Below are 3,935 nucleotides of genomic sequence, written 5' to 3' on the forward strand. Positions count from 1 at the left end.
CTTTACTTTTGTCGCGATCTGGCTGAAACTCCCCCCCCCCCGCGGGCCCCGGCCGCCCCGGGCCCGCCCCGGCCCCCACGCCGACCGCGACCGCGCCGACGTCCTCCGCCCCGGCCCCGTCGCCCACCGCCACCTCGGCCCCGCGCGTCCTGCAGTACGGGATGAGCGGCCCCGATGTCACGGCCCTGCAGCAGAAGCTCTCGGTCGTCGTCTGCTGGGCGAGCGTTCCGGTGACCGGGCTGTACGACGACACCACGGTGAACACCGTCGGCTACGTCCAGTGGATCTGGGACGTCAAGGGCGACAAGCGGGGCGTCTTCGGGCCCAACACCCGTGCCGCCCTGGAGAAGCACAGCGCCTGCTGACCGCCGGGCTCCGGCCGCCGCCCCGCCCGCCGCCCGACGGTCAGCCGGTGATCGCCCCGAAGATGCTGATGCCCGCCAGCACCACCATGATCGCCGCCGCCACCCGGATGATCAGCTTCATCGGCACGTGCTTGAGCAGCTTCTGCCCGCCGACGATGGCGATCCCGCCGACCGCGCACAGCGCCAGCCAGGAGCCGAGGCCGACGGCCAGCGGGTCGGCGTACTTGGCGGCCAGGTTGGCGGTCATGATCTGGGTCAGGTCGCCGAACTCGGCGATCGCGACGACCACGAAGCTCGCCCCGGCCACCTTCCAGAAGCTGTTCGAGGACGGCTCCTTGGCCCCGTGCTCGTCCTCGTCCTCGCCGCCGTGGAACAGCAGCATCGCCGCGCCGACCAGGAACAGCAGGCCGGTGACGCCCTCCACCCAGCGGTGCGGCAGCAGCGAGAGCAGCTGTCCGGCGACGAGCGCGAGCCCCACCTGCAGGGCGAAGGCGGCGGCGATGCCCGCGAAGACGTAGCTCGCGCGGTACTTGGTGCCGAGCACCAGGCTGGCCAGCGCGGTCTTGTCCGGCAGTTCTGCCAGGAAGATGATGCCGAAGGTCAACGCGGCAACGGTGATACTCATCAGGAGTCCTCGGTCGGGCTGCCCGGCCTCCGCGGACCCGCCAGGGGACGCTTCGGCCCGACAGCACTGGTCATGGTCACAGCACTGCGGCCGAAGGTCTCGCCGGCAACGCCCCTCGGGCGGTGCCCCGGGCGCCGGGCCCCTGGGGGCCAGTATGTCGACGGTCCGGTGGAGGGCTACTCCCCTTCAACGGCCCCAAGCGTACCCGACGCCGTCCACCGCCCCGCCCCGCCGCGGACGAGCGGCCGGACCGCCGGCCGACCGGACGACCACCCGACGGAGGGCCGGCTACCGGACGGCCCCCACCGGCTCGGCCACGACCAGCCCGCGCCCGACCAGTTCCAGCACCACCACGATCGCCACCGACTCCACCGCCAGCAACCCGACCAGCACGAACAGCTGCACCGCGCCCGCCTGGACCGGCGAGGCCCCGCCCAGCAGCATCCCGACGAACGCCCCCGGCAGGGTGACCAGGCCGACCGTCCGAGTCTGGTCCAGCGCCGGGACGAGCGAGGTCGCCGCCGCCGTCCGGCAGATCTCCAGCCGGGCCTCGCGCTCCTCGAAGCCGAGCGCCAGTGCGGCCTCCACCTCGCCGCGCCGCAGCCGCAGTTCGTCCAGCGCGCGCCGCCCGGCCAGCGAGGTCGCGCTGAGCGCGCCGCCGATCAGGATGCCCGCGACCGGGATGACGGACAGGCCCTGGGCCGGCAGCAGCCCGACGCCCAGCAGCAGGGCGAGCACCGGCAGCACCCCGGCGCCGATCGGGGCGGCCGCCCACACCCAGTCCGGGCCCCGGGTCATCCGCCGCCCGGCGGTGCGCACCGCGACCGAGAACATCAGCACCACGAACAGCGCCGACCACCAGAGCGAACCGACCACCCAGGTGATCACCGCGGCGACCGCGGCCAGCTGCACCACCGCGCGCAGCCCGGCCCGCAGCACCGCGTGGCCGTGGCCGAGCAGGCCCCACCCGGCCACCGCGACGGCGACCAGCAGCAGCACGGCGGTGACCACCCCGAGTACCGGGGTGACCGGCAGCAGCTGACCGCCGGACGCCGCCAGGGCCGCGGCGGCCGTCGGGCCCGCAGGAGCCATCAGATCCAGCTGGTGAACCACATCCGGTCCTGCCAGGACGACATCGGGATCACCTCCGCCGTGTACAGCGGGTAGAAGAAGGCGAAGCAGCCGACGATCGCGAGCACGATCACCCCGGCCCCGATCGCACCGATCCGGCGGCGCTCCGGGCCGCACCCGGGCGGGCCGAGCATCGCCCCGAGCATCTGGGCGACGGCCAGGCAGAGGAACGGCACCAGCACGACCATGTAGAAGGAGAAGATCGTCCGCTCCTGGTACTGGAACCAGGGCAGGTAGATCCCGGCCACCGCGCACAGGACCGCGCCCGAGCGCCAGTCCCGCCGGAAGAACCAGCGCCACAGCAGGTAGACCAGCGCGAAGCAGGCCGTCCACCACAGGAACGGCGTGCCGAGGCCGAGGATCTGCGCCGCGCAGCCGCCCGAGGAGGTGCAGCCGTGCTGCCCGTACGGGACCTGTTCCCAGTACATCGAGACCGGGCGGCCGTCGACCAGCCAGGCGAAGGGGTTGGACTGGTAGGTGTGCGGGGTGCTCAGGCCGGTATTGAAGTCGTACATCTGCGCGTGGTAGTGCCACAGGCTGCGCAGCGGCGCGGGCACCCAGCCCATCGGGACCTGCGGCAGCGGGATGCCGAGGACGCTGTCCGGGGAGAGCCCCGCGCGCCCGTCGGCCCAGTGCCGGTCGTAGCCGCCCCGGCCGTTGCCGCCGGTGGCCAGCCAGCCGCTCCAGGAGCCGACGTACACCACCACGGCGGAGCCGACCATGGCGAGGAAGGCCGGGACGGCGTCCAGGCGCAGCATGGAGCGCCAGGGGCGGCGGGCGCCGGCCCCGCGACGGCCGGCCTGGTCCCACAGGACGGTCAGGACGCCGAAGGCCGCGAGGATCGGGGCGCCGTTCCACTTGACCGCGCAGGCGGCGCCGATGAGCACCCCGGCGGCGATCCGCCAGGGGCGCCACCCGAGCCGGACGGCGTCGGCGTCCTCGCCCGCGTCCGCCGCGCGGGCGAGCCGGGCGCGGACGTGGTCGCGGTCGATCAGCAGGCTGCCGAAGGAGGCGAGCACGAAGAACATCTGGATGCCGTCGAGCAGGCCGACCCGGCTCATCACCAGCTGGAGGCCGTCCACCGACATCAGCAGCGCGGCGGTGCAGCCGATCAGGGTGGAGCCGAAGAGGCGGCGCCCGATCCGGGCCAGCATCAGCACGGCGAGGGTGCCGAGCAGGGCGGTCATGAACCGCCAGCCGAAGGGGTTCAGTCCGAACAGCTGCTCGCCGATCGCCATCACCCATTTGCCGAGCGGCGGGTGCGCGATGAACTCGGGCGCGGAACCCAGCGGGATCGACTGCGGGACGGACAGGATGTCGGCGTTGGCGTGGTCCGGCCAGGTGCCCTCGTACCCCTGCTGGAGCAGTGACCAGGCGTCCTTCGGGTAGTACGTCTCGTCGAAGACGAAGGCGTCGGGGTGGCCGAGGTTCCAGAACCGCAGGAGGCCGGCGAAGAGCGCGACGGCGATCGGCCCGAGCCAGCCGGAGCGGTCGGCCGCCCAGCGGAGCAGGCCCCCGCGCGGGGCCGGGACCGGGGCGGCGGGGGCCGGGGCCGCCGGTGGGTGCGTGAGCGCCGCTTGCGTCATAGCCTCGCCGATTCGCCTGTCTGTTCTGCCCGGGTCCTGGCTCCGCCCGGGTCGCGCCGCCCGGCCGGGGCCGGGCGGCCAACAGCCACTGACACTATGTGGCGGTGCGCGCGAAGCCAAGCGCGACGGGGGGCGGGCCCGCTGGCAGGGCGGGGCCCCCACCGCCCCCCCGGCCCGGGCCGGGCGCGATAGCGCGACATCGGAATAACAACAAAAATAAAAAAAAAA

Annotated in this window: 4 protein-coding genes; 1 reads left to right on the plus strand and 3 read right to left on the minus strand. The window is 73.7% G+C overall.

The window, feature by feature from the left end:
• The first annotated feature begins 161 nt into the window (after positions 1 to 161).
• On the plus strand, positions 162 to 365 hold the full coding sequence (locus AB0E96_RS39270) for a hypothetical protein (RefSeq protein WP_359831364.1): 204 nt from the start codon (positions 162 to 164) through the stop codon (positions 363 to 365).
• Positions 366 to 405: 40 nt separating this feature from the next.
• Here AB0E96_RS39270 and AB0E96_RS39275 read toward each other — a convergent pair whose 3' ends face one another.
• The 3 genes from AB0E96_RS39275 to AB0E96_RS39285 form a co-directional block, all read right to left on the minus strand.
• Entirely contained in the window at positions 406 to 993 is a 588-nt protein-coding gene (locus tag AB0E96_RS39275) for a TMEM165/GDT1 family protein (RefSeq protein ID WP_359831368.1), read from the minus strand.
• A gap of 285 nt (positions 994 to 1,278) precedes the next feature.
• Complete coding sequence (locus AB0E96_RS39280; RefSeq protein ID WP_359831370.1) at positions 1,279 to 2,082, minus strand: ABC transporter permease; 804 nt, start codon at positions 2,080 to 2,082, stop codon at positions 1,279 to 1,281.
• A complete protein-coding gene (locus AB0E96_RS39285; protein WP_359831366.1) occupies positions 2,082 to 3,707 on the minus strand; it encodes a phospholipid carrier-dependent glycosyltransferase in 1,626 nt (541 codons plus the stop codon). Before AB0E96_RS39285 ends, AB0E96_RS39280 begins: the two co-directional genes overlap by 1 nt.
• Between the last annotated feature and the right edge of the window lie 228 nt (positions 3,708 to 3,935).

Source organism: Kitasatospora sp. NPDC036755 (assembly GCF_040636595.1).
In the GTDB taxonomy this organism is placed as follows: Bacteria; Actinomycetota; Actinomycetes; order Streptomycetales; family Streptomycetaceae; genus Kitasatospora.

What these genes read in the sequence shown, in the direction of transcription:
- AB0E96_RS39270 (WP_359831364.1), top strand. Translation starts at nt 162, where the DNA reads ATGAGCGGCCCCGATGTCACGGCCCTGCAGCAGAAGCTCTCGGTCGTC.
- AB0E96_RS39280 (WP_359831370.1), bottom strand. Translation starts at nt 2,082, where the DNA reads ATGGCTCCTGCGGGCCCGACGGCCGCCGCGGCCCTGGCGGCGTCCGGC.
- AB0E96_RS39285 (WP_359831366.1), bottom strand. Translation starts at nt 3,707, where the DNA reads ATGACGCAAGCGGCGCTCACGCACCCACCGGCGGCCCCGGCCCCCGCC.